Genomic DNA, 16,888 nt, shown 5'->3' on the forward strand with positions numbered 1-16,888 from the left:
ATCTCTTATGAAGACACGTACCCTCGTCCTGTCCGCGCTCGCGCTCGCCCTCGCCGGCGGCGCGGCCATGGCCCAGGCCCTGCCCGAGCGCATCGCGGCGAAGAAGCAGATCGTCGTCGCCAACGTGCCGAACTATCCCCCGCTCGAGTTCAAGGATCCGAAGACCGGCACGCTGACCGGCCTTGACATCGACCTCGGCAACGCCATCGGCAAGAAGCTCGGCGTCGAGATCAAGTGGGAGGAAATCGGCTTCGAGCAGATGGTGAGCTCGCTCACCACCGGCCGCGCCGACATGATCCTCAGCGGCATGAGCGACCTGCCGAGCCGCCACGAGACGCTCGACTTCGTCGACTATCTCAACTCCGGCGCCCAGTTCTACACGACGGCCGATCGCGCCTCCGAATTCAAGGAACCCGAGGACCTCTGCGGCAAGACCGTCGGCGCCAGCCGCCGCACCTCCTTCCCCAACGAGATGGCGAAGTGGAGCAAGGAGAACTGCGAGGACAAGGGCAAGCCCGGCCTCAAGATCGTCGGCACGGAAGGCTCGGCGGATGCCCGCACGCAGCTGCGGCAGAAGCGCCTCGACGCCGCGGTGCAGGGCAGCGAGACCCTTCCCTATCTGCTCAACCTCGAGCCGAACACCTACGCCGTCGTCGGCAAGCCCTTCACCTCCGTCTACCAGGGCATGGGCTTCGCCAAGAAGGACACCGAGCTGCGTGACGCCGTCGCCGCCGCCCTCAAGGAGCTGATGGCCGACGGCACCTATGACGAGATCCTCAAGAAGTGGGACCTCCTCGACGCCAAGCTCGACAAGGTGATGATCAACGGCGGGGCCAACAAGTAAGCCCCATCCCCCCTCGCGCCGGGCGGGTTTCCGCCCGGCGTCCTCTTTGCCGAGTGTCCATGACCACGTCCGCCAGTGCAGACAACCTGCGCGCCGCTGTGCTTGCGCGCTTCGTCGTCCACGCCACGCCCGCCGATCTGCCGGCCGCGATCCGCGACAAGGCTGTCCGGCACATCCTCGACACGCTCGCCTGTGGCATCGCCGGCGCCGCCTCGCGCGAGGCCCAGGCGTGCCTTGCCCTCGTCGAGGCGAGCGAGGAGCCGGGGCCTGCCGCTGCCTGGGGCACCAACCGGCGGCTTTCCGCGCGCTCGGCCGCGCTCGTCAACGGCATTGCCTGCCATGCCTTCGAGCTCGACGACACGGGGGGTTGCGACCATTCCGGCGCGGTCGTCGTGCCCGCGGCCATGGCCACGGTCGCGATGTCGGAACGGCCGATCTCCGGCGACGAATTCATCCTCGCCGTGACGCTCGGCTATGATGTCGCCCGGCGCGTGCTGGAAGCCTGCGGCGGCTACGAGCCGCACAACAATGCCGGCTGGCACTCGACCGCCACCTGCGGCACCTTCGGCGCCGCCGTCGCCGCCGGACGGCTGATGCAGCTCGACACGACGCGCATGGGCTACGCCCTCGGCCACGCCGCGAGCTTCAGCGGCGGCCTGTGGGCCTTCATCCACGACGGCAGCCAGACGAAGCGCGTGCATGCCGGCCGCGCCGCCGAAGCCGGGCTGCTCGCCGCGATGCTGGCCCGCGCCGGCGTCACCGGCCCCTCCGCCATTTTCGAGGACCGCTGGGGCGGCTTCCTCGCCACCTTCGCATCCGCCTCGGCGCAGCCGGAGGCGCTCACCATCGGCCTTGGCGAGCGTTGGCGCATGGAGCGCGTGTCACTGAAGCCCTATGCGTCCTGCCGCGGCACGCATTCCTCCATCGATGCCCTGGGCCTTCTCCTCGACGAGAACGGCCTCGGCCGCGACGACGTGGAGCGCATCGAGGTGCGCCTCAGCCGCTTTCTCCTCGACATGTGCGGCGGCCGGACTGTCGACACCCTGCCAGAGGCGCAGATGAGCCTGCCCTACGCGCTGGCGGCGCGCCTCGTGCTGGGGCACGCCGGCCTCGATGCCTACCGCGCCGCGCACCGGGCCGACCCGGCACTGCGGGCGGCCATGGAGCGCGTCGCGCTCATCGTCGACGAGGCCCTGCCCGCCGCCGACGAGCCCCTCGTGCGCATCTCGACGCGTGACGGGCGCTTCTTCGAGACACGCGTGACAAGCCCGCTCGGCTCGCCGGCCAATCCGGTGGGCGAGGCCGCCTATTTCGACAAGGTGCACGGCCTTTGCGGCATGGCGCTGGCGGCCCCCGCGGTGGAGCGCCTCGTCGCCGGGGTGCTCGACCTGTGGGGCGACCCCGACATGCGCTGGCTCGGCGAAGCTCTTGGCGCCCCGCGCCAGCCGCCCGTCTTCGAGTGAGACCACGCTGCGCCGGTTATACCGGCGCGTGGTCAAGGCCGCGGCTCTTCAGGTCCGCGGGCGAGGAGACGTAGTTGAAGGTCAGAAGGCGTGCCGTGGCCGGCGACACCGTGCGGTTGACCGCAAAGACGGTGATGGCGCACGGTGAGAGCGGCGCGAGGCTCGCGGGCGCAAGCCCGACGAGAAGATCGCAGGCAGCGCGCACCACGCCCTCGTGCGTCACGATCACGGCATCGTCCTGCGCGCGGGCGATGACATCCGAAATTGCCGCCCCGACACGGGCGCGAAAGGCTTCCCAGGTCTCGCCACCGGGCGGCGTGAGTCTGCCGAGGCGCCAATCGCGATAGGCGTAGCGGTCCTCGGCCTCGATGTCGCTGATGTAGCGACCCGTCCATTCGCCGAGATCCATCTCGCGCAGGCGCGGATCCGTCTCGGCTCCCGTGAAGCCGAGGATCTCGGCCGTGCGGCGCGCGCGGCCGAGGTCGGAGGTAACGACGAGGCCGGGCGGCGGCTCGGCCGCGAAGAAGGCGGCGGCCCGCCGCGCCTGCTCCTGGCCGCGTTCCGAAAGCGGGGCGTCCGCATGGCCCTGCAGGCGGCGCTCGGCGTTCCACACCGTCTCGCCGTGACGCACAAGGATCAGTCGCATGGATGATGTCCGGCTCAGGCGGAGACCGCCACGTCGATGAGGGCGGGCAGCTCGGCCATGTTGTCGAGGAGACGTTCGGCGCCGAGCTCGTGATGCGGCCGGTGGCTGTAGCCATAGGTCACGGCGAAGGCACGCACGCCGGCGGCGTGCGCAGCCTCCACGTCGTGATAATTGTCACCGACCATGATCGCCGCCTCGGGCGGAACCGCGAGCTGCGAGAGGGCAGCAAGGAGCGGTGCCGGGTGCGGCTTGCGCTCCGGCAGGCTGTCGCCGCCAACGACCGCGCCGAAGAAACCGGTGAGGTCGAGCGCCGCAAGGATGTCCATGGTCGCCGCGTAGGGCTTGTTGGTGACGACCGCGAGCTTCAGCCCGCGCCGGCTGAGCTCCTCCAGCGCCTCGCGCACGCCGGGGTAGGGCACCGTGTGGCGGGAGGCGCCGGCCTCGTAGATGGCGAGGAAACGGCCGACATGGGCGGAGCGGCGCCCGAGATCTCCCCCCGTCGCGACGAGGGCCCGCTCGACGAGCTTCGCCGCCCCGTCACCAATCATCGACTTGACTTTTTCGAGGCTGACCTGCGGCAGCCCCTCCTCCGCAAGGAAGATGTTGAGGACATCCGTCAGGTCACGGACACTGTCGACGAGCGTGCCGTCGAGGTCGAAGAGGATGGCCTTGGGCGTCATGAAAGGTTCTCGATGGGACAGGATCGGGATCGGGAAGGCTCCGGCCGGGGAGACTGCGCGGCGGCGGACTGGCCGCCGCGCTTCTGGTCCGTCGCGAGCCGCTTGCGAAGGCGCGGACCGCTCCGCATCGCTTCAGGATGCGAGCCAGACGGCCGCATCGAGGGAGAGGCCGACCTCCACGGCAGCACCCGGCTTGTGGATGGCCTCGCCCGACTGGAATGGCACATCGATGGAGACCTCCGTGGAGCCGAGCCTGACACCGTAGCGGACCGTCGAGCCCAGGAACTCGCTGTGCAGGACAGTGCCCGGCAGGGAAACGTCGCGCGCTCCCGTCGCCCCAAGCGAGGCGTGCTGCGGGCGGAAGACGAGCTTCGCGCCCTGCGGCACCTTTGCATCGGCCGGAATCGGCAGGCGCAGGCCACCGTCAATCTCGAACACGCGCTGGCCGCCCTCCTCGATGACGCGGCCGGGGACGATGTTGGCCGTGCCGAGGAAGCTCGCGACGAACAGGTTGGCCGGCTTCTCATAGAGCTCCATGGGCGAACCGACCTGCTGCACGGCACCGTCGTTCATCACGGCGATGCGGTCGCAGATCGTGTTCGCCTCCTCCTGGTCGTGCGTGACGAAAATCGTCGTCAGGCCGAGCCGCTGCTGCAGGTCGCGCAGCTCGCGCCGCACCTGCACGCGCATCTTGGCATCGAGGTTGGAGAGCGGCTCGTCAAGCAGCAGCACCTTGGGCTCGATGGCGATGGTCCGCGCCACCGCGACGCGCTGCTGCTGGCCGCCCGAGAGCTGCGAGGGCCGCCGGTCGGCGAGGTGGGCGAGGCCGACGAGCTCGAGCGCGGAGGTCACGCGCCGTTCGATCTCGGCCTTCGGCACCTTGCGCTCCTCGAGGCCGAAGGCGACGTTGCGCCTCACGGTCATGTGCGGCCACAGGGCATAGGACTGGAAGACCATGCCGACGTCGCGCTTCCACGGCGGCAGATGGGACACGTCCTGCCCGCCGACCAGCACCTCGCCGCTGTCGGCGCGGTTGAAACCGGCGATCAGGCGCAGCAGCGTGGTCTTGCCGCAGCCCGAGGGGCCGAGGAAGGCGAAGAACTCGCCGGGCTTGATGTGAAGGTTGATGCCCTTGAGCACGTGGTTGGTGCCGTAGGACAGATCGACGTTGCGGATTTCCACGTCGACGGCCTTGGTGTCGAGCGCGGAAGCGGAAACGGGCTGGTTCATTGACGTTGTCCCTTGGGGCCGGCTCGGTCGGGGCGGGGGCGCATCAGCGCCCCGCCCCCTTGGCCTTCTGGCTCTTCTCGATGATGAGGTGGGAGGCGAAGGTGCACAGGGCGACAAGCAGCACGGCGATGACGCCGAGAGCCGCGCCCGGGCCACGCCCGGCTGCCGACTGCATGAAGACGTAGAGCCCGTAGGCGAGCGGCGCGTCCGCGTTCGACTGCACGAGCATCAGCGTCGCCGACAGTTCCACCGCCGCCGTGGCGAAGCTCGTCACGAAGCCGGCCAGGATGCCGCCGGCCATGAGCGGCAGCACGATGCGGCGCACGGTGCGCATCTTGGTGGCGCCGAGGTTTTCTGCCGCCTCCTCGAGGGAAACGGAGATCTGCTGCAGGGCGGCATAGCAGGCGCGCAGCGCATAGGGCAGCCGCCGGATGGCGAGCGCCAGCACGATGACGATCCACAGCGTCGCCAGCGGCGTGCCGTCCGGCAGCTGCACGCCGTAGAAGGTGCGCAGGTAGCCGATGCCGAGCACGACGCCCGGGATGGCGAGCGCCGCCGTCGCCGCCCAGTCGAGCCACTGCCGGCCGACGAGCCTGGTGCGCAGCACGAGATAGGCGATGGCCGTGCCGAGCACCACGTCGACGAGGCCGGCGAGCGTGGCATAGATCAGCGTGTTCTTCACGTAGAGGAAGCTCTCGCCGAACACGCGCCCGTAATGCGCCAGCGTGAAGCCGTCCGGCAGCGGGCTGAAGGACCACACCGTGGCGAACGACAGGAGCAGCAGGCCGATGTGCGGCGCAAGCACGAGCAGGAGGATGAGAAGCACGGCCGCATAGGCCAGCACGCTCTCCCACGGCCGCATCCGCCGCTTGGCGAGGCCGCCGCCGCCGCGCTGCACGGTGGCGTAATCCTTGCCGCGCATGGCGCGCGACGACACCCACATCGCCAGGATCGACATCGCGATGAGCACGACCGCGATGACATACCCCATGGGATCGGCAATGCCGATGGAGGTGACGCGCAGATAGGCCTGCGGCGCCAGCATGTCCTTGACGTTGAGGAGCAGCGGCGTCGCCAGGTCATCGAAGACCTTGACGAAGACAAGCGACGCGCCGGCGACATAGCCCGGCATGGCAAGCGGGAAGACGATGCGGCGGAACAGGCGGAAGCCCGAGCAGCCGAGGTTCTGTGCCGCCTCCTCCATCGCCCGGTCGATGTTGCGCAGCGCCGCCGACAGGTTGATGAGGATGAAGGGGAAATAGTGCACCGCCTGCACGAAGATGACCCCGTTCAGCCCCTCCATGAAGGGGATACGGAAGCCGAACCAGTCGTTGAGCAGCAGGTTGACGGTGCCGTTGCGGCCGAAGAGCAGGAGCATCGCCACGGCGCCGACGAAGGGCGGCATGATGAGCGGCAGGAAGCCCAGCGTCTGGATGATCATCGCGCCGCGGAACTCGAAGCGCGTCGTGATGTAGGCGAGCGGCAGGGCGAAGACAGACGCCACGACCACCGACATCGCCGAGACATAGACCGAGTTCCAGAAGGAACGGATGAAGAGGTCCGTCCGCGCGAAATCGAGAAAATTGACGAGCGTGAAGGTGTTCGTGCCCTTTTCGGTAAAGGCGACGTAGATCACCGTCGCCACTGGAATGATGAGGAAAAGGGCGAGAAAGACGGCAATACCGAGGGCAAGGGCAAGCTGCCCCGGCGTCGCGGACGTCATGAAATGCCGGAAAGGCCTGGACGGCGCATGCGCTCGCCCGGCGGTCGTGGCGTCAGCCATGGACGCTCCCTCGAATCAACATGGAAAGGTGCGGACGGCCCCGCGGGGCCGTCCGGTCGAGAAGGGGATCAGCGCAGGCGCTTCAGCGCCTCCTCGGCCTTCGCCTGGGCCTTGGCGTAGTTTTCCTTGGCGAAGGCGGCCCACTGCTGCTCGAGCTCGGCCTGGCGGGCGCCCTTCTGCTTGCCGCCGGTGAAGGCGCCGGTGATCTCGGGCGAGGAGGCCTGCTCCTCCGTGACCGGCATGGCGGCGATGAGATCCCTCGCTTCCTTGATGAGGGCGCGGGCCTCGGCGTCATCCTTCTTGGCGAGCGCCGCCTCGGCGTCGTGGATGGCCTTCGTGGCCGCCTTCAGGGCGTCGAGCTGGAAGGTGATGGTCTGGTCGTAGAGCACGTCGACGACGTTGGAGCGCTTCTCCGACACGTTCACGTCGAACTTCACCCGTGCGCCGAGCGACGGATCCTTGAAGGGGTTCGGGTAGTCCGCCGGCGCCTTCTCGTACACCGCCGGGTTGATCGGCAGACGGCGGATGCTCGGCTCGAGCAGAACCTCCTGGCCCGCAGGCGAGACGAGGAAGTCGACGAAGGCCTGGGCGCCTTCCTTGTTCGGCGCATTCGCGACCACGGCAACGTTCGCCGGCACGATGGTCGTCACCGTCGGATAGACGAACTTCACCGGGAAGCCTGAAGCCTGCGAGGAAAAGGCGAAGAAGTCGATGACGATGCCGAAGCCGACCTGACCGGAGTTGACGGCCTCCGGCACGCCGAAGGAGCGCTCGGTGATCTCGCGGAAGTTGCCGGATATCTCCTTGATCGTGCGCCAGCCCTGGTCCCAGCCTTCACCCTGCAGGATGGTCTCGATGGTCAGGTGCGTCGTGCCGGAGCGCGACGGCGCCGCCATGGAGACATGGTCGAAGTAGACCGGCTTGGCGAGGTCCTGCCATTCCTTCGGCTCGGGCAGATCATTGGCCTTGGCATAGCGCTCGTTCCACATGATGCCGTAGCCCGAGGCAGCGAACCCGGAGTAGAAGCCGTCCGGATCGTTGATCGGATAGGAGCCGATCTTGTCAGGAATGCCCTCGGCCTTCGGCTTGTAGGGCTCGAGCAGGCCCTTGCCCTTCAGCACCTCGAACGCGTCGGGAGCGGAAGCCCAGAACAGGTCCACCTGGTTGTTGGCCTTCGTCTCCTCGAGATATTTCACGCCGGCATTGGTGTTGCGGTTCTGCACGTCGAGCGTGAGACCCGGATGAGCCTTCTCGAAGGCCTGTTTGATCGGGTCCGTCACATCCTTGGAGAAGGAGGTCACGACCGTGACCTTGCCGGTCTGAGCGAAGGCAACACCCGTGAACAGGGCAGCACCGACGAGCGCCGCGGCGGCGGCGTAATGGCGTGGCATCTTGTTCCTCCCATAAAGGGCTGTTCTGCTGGCCGCCAGTGGCGGCTCGCTGCCGCTGAGCAACAAGCGGGCCAGAATGCGCAAGGACCGGCCTGCCAAAGGTTACGCTTGAAACGGTCACCCTTCCGGCCGGCGATCTCGAGTAATCGATGTAACGGCGGCGCCAGCCGATGGGTCAGAAGGGTAACATCAGCTGTCGACGGCGGCGCCGCGGCCGAGATCGTACTTCTTCATCTTCAGGTAAAGCGTCTTGCGCGTGATGCCGAGCGCCTCGGCCGTGACGCCGATGCGGCCCGCAAAGCGCGCCAGCGTCTCCTCGATGATGCGCTTCTCGGCCGCTTCCATCTGCTGCTCCAGCGTCAGCTGGCCCGTGGTGCCGGGGGAGGGCTCGCGCGGCTCGTCGTCGTCGAGCCCGAGCAGGTAACGCTCGGCGGCGTTGCGCAGCTCGCGCACGTTGCCCGGCCAGTCCTGCTGCCGCAGCCGCTCGACGAACGCAGGGTCGAGCGTCGGCGCCGCCCTGCCCTGCCGCTGGGCGGCGAGATCGAGAAAATGGGCGAAGAGCAGCGGCACGTCCTCGCGCCTCTCGCGCAGCGGCGGCAGCCGCACGGTGACGACGTTGAGGCGGTAGACCAGATCCTCGCGAAAGGCACCACGCGCAGCGAGTTCCGCGAGATCGACCTTGGTGGCGGCGATGACGCGCAGATCGACCGGGATCTCCTTGTTCGATCCGAGCCGCTCTATAGTGCGCTCCTGCAGCACGCGCAGCAACCGGACCTGCGCCGACAGTGGCATCGACTCGATCTCGTCGAGAAAGAGCGTGCCGCCGCTCGCATGCTCGATCTTGCCGATGCGCCGCTCACGCGCGCCGGTGAAGGCCCCCGGCTCGTGGCCGAAGAGCTCGCTCTCGATCATCGTCTCGGGGATAGCGCCGCAGTTGACGGCGACGAACCGCCCCCTGGCGCGACGGCCGAAGTCGTGCAGGGCGCGCGCGGCCACCTCCTTGCCCGTGCCCGTCTCGCCGAAAAGAAGCACGTCCGTCTCCGCATCGGCCAGCCGGCGCAGGCTGCGCCTGAGCCGCTCGACGGCGGCCGAGCGGCCGACGAGCCGGCTGGCGAAGGGGTCGCGTTCGGCCGCTCCTGCCCTGAGGGTGCGGTTCTCGAGAACGAGTGCGCGGTGGGCAAGGGCGCGCCGCAGCGTCTCGACGAGCCGAACCGGATCGGCCGGTTTCTCGATGAAATCCCAGGCGCCGGCCCGCACCGCCTTGACGGCCATCGGCACGTCGGCATGGCCCGTCACGAGCACCACCGGGATGTCGGCGTCGATGCTGCGCACCGCCTCAAGCAGGCCGAAGCCGTCGAGTCCCGGCATGCGCACGTCGCTGAGGACCACGACCGGCCGGTCGGCGCCCAAGAGGTCCAGCGCCTCGCGCGCCGAGCCGACGGCGATGACGCCGATCCCGTCGAGCTCGAGCGTCAGCCGGTACGCATCGCGCACCTCCGCATCGTCCTCCACCAGAACGACGCCTGTTTCCAACCTGTCCGCCATGCTCATGCCCGCCCTGCTGCGGCAAGATCGACCACGAATGTCGTGCCGTCCGGTCCTGTTTCGGCCAGCGAGAGGGCGCCGCCGAAGTCCTTGACGATGTTGTAGGACATCGACAGCCCGAGGCCGAGCCCCAGCCCGACCGGCTTGGTCGTGAAGAACGGATCGAAGATCGCCTCGCGGGCCGCCGCGTCTATTCCTGCGCCGGTGTCACTGACCCTGAGCAGGACACGCCCGTCCTTTGCCTGCACGCTGATCTCGATGCGCCGCTCCTCGCGCCCGCGCAGCGCATCGAGTGCATTGGAAACGAGGTTGACGATGACCTGCTCGAGGCGGATCTCCTCCGCCTCGACCACAACCGACCCCTCGGGAAACGCGAGCCGCACCTCCACCTGTTCCTCGTCGATGCGCTGCGCGAAGAGGCTCAGCGCGCCCTCGACAACGGCCTTCAGGTCCACCGGCTCGAGGGTTGACGCCGGGCGGCGGGCGAAGCGCTTGAGATGGCCGATGAGCTCCGCCATGCGGGCCGTGAGCCCCTGGATGCGCTCGAGGCTCGCCCGCGCCTCCTCTGAACGACCGCGCTCCATCAGGATGGCGCTGTTGTGCGCGTGCGAGCGGATGGCGGCAAGCGGCTGGTTCAGCTCGTGGCTGATGCCCGCCGCCATCTGGCCGAGGGCAGCGAGCTTGGCGGCCTGGACGAGATCGTCACGCGTCTGCCGGAACACGGCGAGCGCCCTGGCGAGGTCGCCAAGCTCGTCGTCGGTCGGTGGCGGCAGCACGGGCATGGTGGGTCCGCTGGCGATCGTCGTCGCGGCAAGCGTCAGGCCTTCCAGCCGCGCAACAAGGCTGCGGCGCACATAGAACCAGCCGACCACGATCGCAATGGCGAGAGAGGTGATGGCTATGGCGAGCAGGAGATTGCGCCCGACGACAATGGCCTCGGCCGAGCGCTCCGCCGCGCGCCGCGCGATCGCCTCCGTGCGGCTCACCTCTTGCGAGATGAGCGCGCCGAGCCGCGTGACGAGGCGCCGGTTCTCGGCCAGCAGCGCCTGCGCCTCGGCAATGGCCGCAAGCTCCTGCCGCTTGAGAGCCGCGAGCCCGGTTTTCGCGTCTGAGAGAGCGAGGAGGCGCGCCACGATCTGGCTCACCGTGACAGTATCGGTCCAGTTAGCCAGCGCCTTCGTCTCGATGTCGAGCTGGTCGGCGATCTCGCCGATGAAGTGGCTCGTCGCGTCGAGATCCTCCACCGTCGGTACGGTCGCGAGCCGCCCGAGGAGGCCGACCACGAGATTGGCGTGGGCGTTGATGGTGAGCAGGGCCTCGCTCTTGCGGCTCTCCTCGCGCAGGGTGCGGCGCCCCGCCTGCGCGGCGTCACCAGGCCCCACCCTGTCGATGGCCGATTCCATGTTGAAACGGGCGTCCTCGATCAGGGGCTCGACCTCCTCGATGAGGTCCGCCTGCAGCCAGCGCAACTCCTCGCTCATCGCCCGCGCCCGTTCGCCAAGCGGGAAGCGCCGCTCCGCCACGCGGTCGATGGCCTCCAGATTTGCCTCGATGCCCTCGCTCACGAGGATGAGCTCCGGCGACAGCGAATCCTCGCTGCTGCGCGTGTCGAGGACGGCGCGCAGCACGCCGAGCCGCTCGACGAGCGTCTTGCGGATGGCGTCGTAGGTTTCGCGCCGCTCGGCCACGGCGAGGTCCGGGGTGCTGGCGATGACGTTCGCCCCCGCCTCGGCGAGGCGGGCCGAGAAGGCGAGCGCCGGCAGATGGTCGGTGGCGACCGCTTCCAGCTCCTCGCTCAGCCGGGCATAGGACAGCCACCCGACGATGCAGGCGCCGACGGCAAGCCCGCCGACCCCGAGGAAGGCGAGCAGAAGGCGCCCGCCGATTCCCAGTCGTCTCCTTCGGATCATCGCGGCAAGGCCCCCGCAGTCGTGGCGCGTGCCTCGAGCCGGGCGGTGACGGCGGCAAGCGCACGGGCTGCCTGCTGCATGTTGTCGTCGACGGCTGCCTTGATGCGCGCCTCGAGCTGCGCCTGCGGCTCCGGGACGGGGACGCCGCGGCGCACGCGTTCCAGCTTCCGCCAGCGCTCCAGGTCCATGGCCTCGCCCGCGTCCACGGGCGGGCGCGTCAGGGCGGCCCGCGCCTCGCCGACGAGGCGCGCCAGCTCCGCATCGCCGCCGCGCACGAGCGCCGTCTCCGCCGCCCTCACCATCCGCCACAGCCGCACAAGCTCGGCACGGCGGAAGGTGATCATCTCGTCGAAGATGATGTTGACGAGTTCGTAGCGGGCGGCGGAAAGGCGCGGATCGTACAGGCCGTGCGCAAAGAGCCCCTCGCGCTGGAAGGGGCTGTTCCCTTCGGCCGAGCCAGGCGCGTAGGCCGACGGGGAGATGGGCAGCCGGGCGATGGCCGGATCAAGCAGGATCGCCTGGCCCTCGGGCGACAGCACCAGATCGACGAAACGCTCGGCGCCCTCACGGTTGTCCGCACCCGCCATCACCGCGATGCTCGCCGGCACGAACAGCGTCTCCTCCGGCAGGGCGAAGGCCGTCGAGCCCCTGGGCAGGCCATCCTGGTTCACGAGGAAGTCGATGGACGGCCCGATGCCGAAGCGCCCGCGCGCGACCCCGGCCGAGACGCCGAAGCTGCGGGCCGTGACGGTGGCAAGGTTGCCGCCGATCTCGGACCACAGGGCCCAGCCCCGCTCCCAGCCGTAGACCTGCAGGATGGCCTCGACCATGAGGTGCATCGTGCCGGAGCGCGACGGCGCGCTGATGCCGATGTGCCCGGCATAGATCGGCGCCGCAAGGTCCGACCAGCCGCGCGGCACCGGCAGCCCCCTCTCGGCGAGGTAGTCGGGATTGTAGACGAAACCGTAGCCCGACAGTGCAAAGCCGAGATAGGCGCCGTCCGGATCGTTGACCGGATAGCCGGCGATGCGCTCCGGCGCGCCGGTGGGGCGGGGATCGAGGTGCGCCAGAAGGCCGGCGGCCTTCAGGATCTCGAAGGCGTCGGGTGCCGACGCCCACAGTACGTCGGCCTTCTGGTGGCCGCCCATGATGCCGGCCACCGCCGCGGTTGTCTTGCGATGCACGAACTCGATCGTGCTGCCGGGATGGCGTGCCTCGAAGGCACGCCTGTAGGGCTCGACGAACTGCGGGGGAAAGGAGGTAAGGACCCGCACGGGCCGCGCGTCCGGCCCGGCCGCTGCCGGGAGGATGAGGTGAAAGACGACGGCAAGGCTGGCGGCGAGGACGCGGAACATGGCCCCCTTGCTATATTGCAGGTCGCGACGGAAAGCTCCTCTTCTCACGAAGACGGGGTGTTGTCACGGCCTGCCCGGCGCCTCACCGGCCGAGGCGCAGGCCTGCACCGGCCTCCAGTGCCCGCCTGTACACGAGGGCCGCGACGGCGAGATCAGCGAGGGCAAAGCCGCGGAAGAGGAACATCGACCGCCCGCCCGACCGGGGGCGCCCGCCCTCCCCTGCGCACAGCATGGCGAGATCCGCGTCATAGCCGGGTTCCGGCCGCGCCGAGAGGATCGGGGCATAGTCGCCGGCCTGGCTGCGGTCGTCGATGGCGAGCGTGTCGAACGCGGCAAGGCTCTCGCCGATCCAGCTGCGGCCGACATCGACGGCAGCGACGAAGGCGCCCGGCTTCAGGCGGCGGGCGTCGAGAAACGGCCGGAAGCCCGGCCGCATCGGCACGCTGGTGACGACGATGTCGCAGGCGGCGAGAAGGCCCTCGCAATCCTCGGTGGCGACGGCGTCGAGGCCCATGGCCCGCGCCTTCGCGACGAGGCGCTCGGCCGAGGTGCGCGTGCGGCTGAAGGCCTGCACCGCGACGAGCGACGGCAGGGCGGCGCGGAACGCGGCAAGATGATTCCCGGCCTGCAAGCCGCAGCCGACGAAGCCGATGGTACGGCTGCCGGGCGAGACGAGATGCATGGCGGCCGCGGCCGACATGGCCGCGGTGCGCACGCCGGTGAAGGCGTTTCCGTCCATCACGGCGAGCAAACGGCCCGTGGCGAAGTCGTTCAGCGACAGGCAGGCATCGATGCCGTGCTCGGTGAGGCCGTACCACTTGTTGACGGCGAAGCCGAGCGCCGGCGAGGCGGCGCACATCGACTGGAAGGCATGGCCCGGGCGCACGTCGAGCGACAGCTTGGGCCGCGACAGGGCCGGCTCGGCCCGGTGGGCGGCAAAGGCCGCGGCAACCGCCTCGCGCACCGCCGCAACGTCGCCCGTCAGGGCCGTGACCGTCACCTCGTCGAGATAAAGAACCGTGCGTTCCATCGCTTCACCTCGTCGGGCACCGCGGCCATCGAGGCGCCGCAGCGCACGGGATGCTGCGGGCCGCCGCCGGCGATGGCGACGCCCTTCGGGCCCAAGGCCCCCCTTTCTCGGCGGCGGCTGGGCGATCGAACTCCCGCCGGAACTTCTCGTCCTCCGCGACAGTGCCGCGGAAGCGCGCGATGGAGAAGGGCTCGAGCGGCGTCTCGGTGCGACCGTCGCAGATCATCTCGCTGAGACACAGCCCGACACCCGGACCGATCTGGAAGCCGTGGCCGCAGAAGCCGAAGGCATGGAAGAGCCCTTCCGTCGTCGCACTCGGCCCGATGACGGGGATCATGTCCGGCAGGTAACCCTCGATGCCGGACCAGACCCGGATGACGTGGCAGTGGCGCAGCGCCGGCACCACGGCCGCAAGGTGCCGCATGGCCGCGAGCGTCTTCGACGGCGGCACGGGCGCGCGGTTGCGGATCGGGTCCGCCGCCGTGCGTGGATAGCCGGCGAGAATGATGTTGCCGCGCGGGATCTGCCGGAAGATGACCGTGCCGTCCACCGCCTGCACGGAGGGGAAGAGGAAATAGGGGAAAGGCTCGGTGACGAACTGGGGCGGCCCGGCGGGAAAGAGCGGCGCGCTCTCGCCGAACATTTCGGCGATCTCTCCGGCCCATGCGCCGGCGGAGTTGACGAGATGGTCGCTGCCGAAGCTGCGGCCGTCGGCCGTCTCGACGATGAAGCCGGCCCCGTCGCGGCGTGCATGCGTCACCGTGCAGTGTTCCAGGATCTCGACGCCGAGCGCCTTGGCGGCGCGGGCCACAGCAGGGGTGACAAGGCGCGGGTTGGCGGTGGCATCGCGCGGCGAGAAGGTGGCCGCCACCGCCCTGGTGCTCAGCCAAGGATAGCGCCGGGTGAGATCGGCGGGGCCGAGATGCTCGATGGTCAGGCCGTAGCTCTCGCTGACCGCCGCATAGGCCTCGAGCTTCTCGCGCTCGGCGGCGTTGAAGGCGATGTAGAGGTGGCCGCTCTGGTGAAATTCGCAGCGGTCACCGATGAGGTTCTCGATGTCCTCCCACAGCGCCTGCGACCGCAGGGACAGGGGATACTGGCCGGGGAAGCGGCCCTGCAGGCGCAGGTTGCCGAAATTGGTGCCGCTCGACTGTGCCCCGACCACGCCCTTCTCGATCAGCACCACCTTGCGGCCGCGGCGCGCGAGGAAGAAGGCGGTCCACGCACCGATGAGTCCGCCGCCGACGACGACGACATCCGCCTGGCGCTTCGTCATGCGTGCTCCTCCGCAAGAAGGCCGATGGGAATCGGCTTGACCGGCGCCTGCCCGCGCAGCCTGCCCACCGCCTCGGCCTCCAGCCCGGCATGGGCAGCCGCGATCTCCTGCAGCGCCGGGCCGCACACGCGGCCCTGGCAGCGGCCCATGCCGCAGCGTGTGATGGCCTTGACGCGGTTGACGTCCACGGGGCCGAGGTCGGCATCCATCGCGCGGCGGATGTCCCCTGCCGTCACATGCTCGCAGCGGCAGACGGTAACCTCGTCCGGCACGCGCGAGAGCGCCGGACCCGGCCAGCGAAAGGCCCGCGCGAGGCCGTGCTGGAAGCGGCGCAGACGGGCGAGCCGCCGGCGCAGGGCCGGGCGCTCGTCGACGGATGGCCGCAGGCCGAGGTCGTGCAGCACGGCGAGCGCAGCGAGGGTGCCGCTCGCCTCTGCGGCATCGGCACCGCCGATCGTCGCGCCGTCGCCAGCCAGATAGAGCCCCTCACCCGCCCGGCCGTCCTCATCCGTCACCGGCAGCCACAGCCGGAAGTGGGCATCGAAGGCGAAACGGGCACCCGCCAGCTCGGCGAGCTGCGTCTCCGGCTTGAGGCCGTAGCCGAGCGCCACCGCATCGCAGGTGATGCGGCGCTCACGACCCCGCCCGTCAAGGAAGCGCAGCGCCGTTACCTCCCTGTCGCCCTCGATGGCCAGCGGCGTCACGCCGTGGAACAGAGGCACGCGGGCGGATTTCAGGGCGGCGAGATAGGCGATGCCGCGCGCCAGGGTGCGCGGCACCGCGGCGAGCCGGGGCAGGGCTGCGATCTTGTCACGGAAGGGCGAGGTGTCGCAGACGGCGACGACCTGCGCGCTGAGCTTGCGGTATTGCAGCGCCGCAAGCGAGAGGAGCGGCGAAGCGCCGAGAAAGGCCACCCGGCGGCCGATGAGGCAGCCCTGGTCCTTCAGCACCGCCTGTGCGCCACCGAGAGTGAAGACACCCGGCAGGGTCCATCCCGGCAGCGGCGCGACGCGGTCCATGGCGCCGGTGGCGATGACGAGCACATCAAAGGGAATCGTCATCTGGCGGCCGTCGCGCATGCAGTGGAGCCTGCGCTCCTCGATGCCCCACACGAGCGTGCGGGGACGGTAGTCGATGAGCGGCAGCAGCTCCGCGAAATCCGCGTGCAGGGCCCTGTACTTCCCGGCCTCGGTGCCCATGAGGGCATCCATATCGAGCGCAAGGCCCGGCGAGGGATGGCGATAGCCCTGCCCGCCGGCCTGGCGGCCCTCGTCGACGAGAATGGGCCTGAGCCCCTGTGCCGCCAGAACGCCCGCCGCGCGGATGCCGGCGGGGCCGGCGCCGACGATGACGACCTCAGCCATGGGGGAAGCGCTCCATCGGCGGAGCCGTCAAGATGGCCATGCCCGGCGCGACAGGCGTGGTGCAGGCGCGCAGGCGCTCGCCCTTCTCACTCCACACCCAACAGTCCTGACAGGCGCCCATCAGGCAGAAGCCGGCCCGCGCGCCACCGTCGAACTCGTGCTGCCGCAGGGACGGCTGCGTCACGAGGATCGCGGCGAGGAGACTGTCACCGGACCAAGCCTCGGCTGGCCGACCGTCGATGGTAAAGCGCACCCGCTCCGCGTCGCGTGGCACGGCACGTATGAAGCGCCCTTCGGCCGTCGGGTCGCGCCCGCCGCCACCGCCCATGGCTGCCCCTTTCTTTTATTGTATTGTAATAATTCTTATTAGA

14 protein-coding genes are annotated in these 16,888 nt (G+C 69.5%); 2 read left to right on the plus strand and 12 right to left on the minus strand.

Annotated elements, in window-relative coordinates:
• Positions 1-7 precede the first annotated feature (7 nt).
• Positions 8-844, plus strand: a complete 837-nt coding sequence (locus tag HNQ73_RS11670) for an ABC transporter substrate-binding protein (protein WP_183335050.1) — start codon at positions 8-10, stop codon at positions 842-844.
• 59 nt (positions 845-903) lie between these two features.
• Positions 904-2,307 (plus strand): MmgE/PrpD family protein, encoded by a 1,404-nt coding sequence (locus tag HNQ73_RS11675; protein WP_183335051.1) that lies wholly within the window; start codon positions 904-906, stop codon positions 2,305-2,307.
• Between the two features lie 16 nt (positions 2,308-2,323).
• Here the strand turns inward: HNQ73_RS11675 and HNQ73_RS11680 are convergent, their stop codons facing one another.
• The 12 genes from HNQ73_RS11680 to HNQ73_RS11735 all read right to left on the minus strand — a co-directional run bounded on the left by HNQ73_RS11680 (position 2,324) and on the right by HNQ73_RS11735 (position 16,845).
• Positions 2,324-2,953 (minus strand): histidine phosphatase family protein, encoded by a 630-nt coding sequence (locus HNQ73_RS11680; protein ID WP_183335052.1) that lies wholly within the window; start codon positions 2,951-2,953, stop codon positions 2,324-2,326.
• A gap of 14 nt (positions 2,954-2,967) precedes the next feature.
• Positions 2,968-3,633: a phosphoglycolate phosphatase gene (gene gph / locus HNQ73_RS11685; RefSeq protein ID WP_183335053.1), complete on the minus strand. Its 666-nt coding sequence runs from the start codon at positions 3,631-3,633 to the stop codon at positions 2,968-2,970.
• Positions 3,634-3,765: 132 nt separating this feature from the next.
• Positions 3,766-4,863 (minus strand): ABC transporter ATP-binding protein, encoded by a 1,098-nt coding sequence (locus tag HNQ73_RS11690; protein ID WP_183335054.1) that lies wholly within the window; start codon positions 4,861-4,863, stop codon positions 3,766-3,768.
• Positions 4,864-4,906: 43 nt separating this feature from the next.
• Positions 4,907-6,586, minus strand: a complete 1,680-nt coding sequence (locus tag HNQ73_RS11695) for an ABC transporter permease (protein WP_183335338.1) — start codon at positions 6,584-6,586, stop codon at positions 4,907-4,909.
• Positions 6,587-6,714: 128 nt separating this feature from the next.
• The gene (locus HNQ73_RS11700; RefSeq protein WP_183335055.1) at positions 6,715-8,037 is read right to left on the minus strand and encodes an ABC transporter substrate-binding protein; all 1,323 of its coding nucleotides are present in this window, start codon (positions 8,035-8,037) and stop codon (positions 6,715-6,717) included.
• A gap of 189 nt (positions 8,038-8,226) precedes the next feature.
• On the minus strand, positions 8,227-9,582 hold the full coding sequence (locus HNQ73_RS11705; protein ID WP_188658758.1) for a sigma-54-dependent transcriptional regulator: 1,356 nt from the start codon (positions 9,580-9,582) through the stop codon (positions 8,227-8,229).
• Between the two features lie 2 nt (positions 9,583-9,584).
• A complete protein-coding gene (locus HNQ73_RS11710) occupies positions 9,585-11,492 on the minus strand; it encodes an ATP-binding protein (protein WP_183335056.1) in 1,908 nt (635 codons plus the stop codon).
• Positions 11,489-12,847: an ABC transporter substrate-binding protein gene (locus HNQ73_RS11715; protein WP_183335057.1), complete on the minus strand. Its 1,359-nt coding sequence runs from the start codon at positions 12,845-12,847 to the stop codon at positions 11,489-11,491. Before HNQ73_RS11715 ends, HNQ73_RS11710 begins: the two co-directional genes overlap by 4 nt.
• An 82-nt stretch (positions 12,848-12,929) precedes the next feature.
• Complete coding sequence (locus HNQ73_RS11720; RefSeq protein ID WP_183335058.1) at positions 12,930-13,877, minus strand: ornithine cyclodeaminase family protein; 948 nt, start codon at positions 13,875-13,877, stop codon at positions 12,930-12,932.
• Positions 13,878-13,881: 4 nt separating this feature from the next.
• Complete coding sequence (locus tag HNQ73_RS11725; protein ID WP_244650139.1) at positions 13,882-15,153, minus strand: NAD(P)/FAD-dependent oxidoreductase; 1,272 nt, start codon at positions 15,151-15,153, stop codon at positions 13,882-13,884.
• A complete protein-coding gene (locus HNQ73_RS11730; RefSeq protein ID WP_183335059.1) occupies positions 15,150-16,517 on the minus strand; it encodes an FAD/NAD(P)-dependent oxidoreductase in 1,368 nt (455 codons plus the stop codon). Before HNQ73_RS11730 ends, HNQ73_RS11725 begins: the two co-directional genes overlap by 4 nt.
• Positions 16,510-16,845 (minus strand): (2Fe-2S)-binding protein, encoded by a 336-nt coding sequence (locus tag HNQ73_RS11735; protein WP_183335060.1) that lies wholly within the window; start codon positions 16,843-16,845, stop codon positions 16,510-16,512. Before HNQ73_RS11735 ends, HNQ73_RS11730 begins: the two co-directional genes overlap by 8 nt.
• Positions 16,846-16,888 lie beyond the last annotated feature (43 nt).

It is taken from the genome of Chelatococcus composti (assembly GCF_014201415.1).
Lineage (GTDB): Bacteria > Pseudomonadota > Alphaproteobacteria > Rhizobiales > Beijerinckiaceae > Chelatococcus_A > Chelatococcus_A composti.